This is a genomic window from bacterium (genome assembly GCA_024228115.1).
Taxonomy (GTDB): domain Bacteria; phylum Myxococcota_A; class UBA9160; order UBA9160; family UBA6930.
Genome location: JAAETT010000031.1, coordinates 1 through 2,313, shown reverse-complemented (window position 1 = coordinate 2,313; position 2,313 = coordinate 1). Strand labels below are relative to the sequence as shown.

Genomic DNA, 2,313 nt, shown 5'->3' with positions numbered 1-2,313 from the left:
GCGCTTCCCGCGAGGCTGCCCCCAGCCGGCAACCTTGCCCGAAGCCGTCTACATCAACCCGCCCCAGACCACGGGGCTACAACCAGGAGGTGCTCACTAAATCGAGACCCGAAGTGTCTCAAAGTCGTTGGCAGGTTCCGCTTCGGCTTGTCTTCAACCTTCCACTGCGCCAAGCGGAGGGATTTCTGCGGTCGGTTCTGTCTCTGATGGACGTTGATCTCGAAGCTCCCGATCACACCACGCTTTCTCGCCGGAGTCAGAGGCTCAATGTCGAACTACATCGGGTCGCACACTACAGCCCCATCCATCTGATCGTCGACAGCACCGGCCTACTGGTGAACTCCGTCACTTTGTACGGTTCAGCCGTATAGCGGCTGAACCTATCTGTCGTCGGCGAAGGCGAGTGGGCCGCCACCAAGTGGAAGCGCTGACGACGCGAAGACCGCTCTTGCGCTGATCGACAACGTGGACGATGACATTGATAGCCTCACCGCAGACACCGCCTATGACACGATCGCGATCTACGATGCTGCTGGAGCACGCGGCGCCAAAGTCGTCGTGCCGCTGATTGAGACAGCGACGAGATCACGGAGACGGAGGCCACAGCCCTGTGCTCGCGATTGCACAATCATGAGGGTGAAGGAGATCGGGCGCCGCCAGTGGAAGAAGGAATCGGGATATCATCAGCAAGCGAGAGTCGAGAATACCTTCTTTCGGTACAAGACGATCATTGGTCCAGGACTTCGCGGTCGTCATCCGAAGGCGCAGGAAGTCGAGGCGCTGATGGCTTGCAACATTCTCAATCGGATGACAGGTTTCGGTAGGCCGGTATCCGTCGCGATTGGTCCGTGAGTTGGGGTGCAGAGCGGGAGAGCTATCGCCCCGTCCGTATTCGCGCACCAACGCCCTACTTTCTTACGGATGTCCCGCATAGAGCGTTGCGTTCTTCTCGGCGACAATACTCTGATCCCAGGCGTCACGGGCGCTCGTCTGAGCTCTTCTTCCCATTCGAGCGCACTCCTCCGGGTTTTCAAACAGAGTGGCAATCCTTTCCGCAAGCGCATCAGGATCTCTTGGATCAATCAGTAAGCCCGTGACTCCATCCTCGAGCATGTCAGGAACCGCGCCCACGCGAGATGCAACAACTGGAAGTCCTACGGCCATCGCCTCCATGATCGATATCGGCATGTTTTCCGCATGCGAGGGCAGGATGAACACTCCCGCATCCGCAAAGAGTTGATCCTTCGCGTCTCCGAATACAGGCCCCAGAAAGTGAACAGCTCCGTTCAAACCGAGTGTATCCGCATGAGCTCGCAATGCCTCAAGCGAGCCCTCGTCTCGCTCGGCTCCTGCAAAAAGAAGCTCGACGTCGGGAAATCGCCTGCGCAAAACATAGGTCGCCTCGAGAGCATCAAAGTGTCCCTTCCTCTCGCAGAGATTTCCAAGGAGCAAGACCTGCCTGGAGCCTTCTTGCCGTCGCGTCGCGATCGATTCAAATTCGTCGCAGCAGATCGAGTTTGGAATTACGCAGCAGTTCGCGCTGCGTTCGATCCGCGCAATGACCTCAGCCCAGTGGCGAGAAAGCAATACAACGCTGTCGGGAAGACGCAGGATCCAACGAATGATGGATTTATTGAGCGACGAACCTCGATCGTAGACACGATCGAAATCCCCACCATGAACTCGCAATACACAGCGACGCCCCGCGAGTTTGGCTGCAAGCACAACGGCTGCATGCTTCAGGAAATCGCGATCACTGACTGCATGAACATCCACCACCGCGGCACCACTTCGCAACATCCGAATCCAGCTCGAGCCAAAGAGCCAGAGCCCAAAGCACAGACGCGAAACGACGCCTCGATTCGTTCCCGAGCGATGCGTTGTGATGACCTCGAGTTCGTAGAAGTTGCGCAGCGGCGATTCAACCGAGCTCCGCATCGCCGCGGTCACACCGCATGGCTTCCCAGGAGGCTGGAACGAGCCATAGATGAGAACTCCGGGACGAGAATGACCCTTTTCAGACACCGCTCTCCCTACTTCTGCTGCCACGATTACCCTCCTCGCCACGCTAGGACTTGCTGAGGAGTTCGAGGTGGAAGGCTTTATACCAGATCGATTCTAGCATCGGCACTTCGTTTCGGAGGCAGCACCGGCGAACCCTGAATGGGTCTATAGCCCGGACTATGCATGAAAATCAGTTGAGAAGCTGACTTTCGATGGTTCCAGGGTGCTGTGCGGCGATTGATCCTGACGGATGTCGCTTACGGTGGATGAGGCTCGGTCCTCGGCGCAAATTCGGGGCGTGCCTCGGCG

3 protein-coding genes are annotated in these 2,313 nt (G+C 57.6%); 2 read left to right on the top strand and 1 reads right to left on the bottom strand.

Translation table 11 applies throughout. The features are described from left to right. The first annotated feature begins 113 nt into the window (after positions 1-113). Positions 114-371: a hypothetical protein gene (locus GY937_00865; protein ID MCP5055256.1), complete on the top strand. Its 258-nt coding sequence runs from the start codon at positions 114-116 to the stop codon at positions 369-371. A 13-nt stretch (positions 372-384) separates the two neighbouring features. Further along, positions 385-852 (top strand): transposase, encoded by a 468-nt coding sequence (locus tag GY937_00860; protein ID MCP5055255.1) that lies wholly within the window; start codon positions 385-387, stop codon positions 850-852. Between the two features lie 63 nt (positions 853-915). Here the strand turns inward: GY937_00860 and GY937_00855 are convergent, their stop codons facing one another. Next, complete coding sequence (locus GY937_00855; protein ID MCP5055254.1) at positions 916-2,049, bottom strand: glycosyltransferase family 4 protein; 1,134 nt, start codon at positions 2,047-2,049, stop codon at positions 916-918. Positions 2,050-2,313 lie beyond the last annotated feature (264 nt).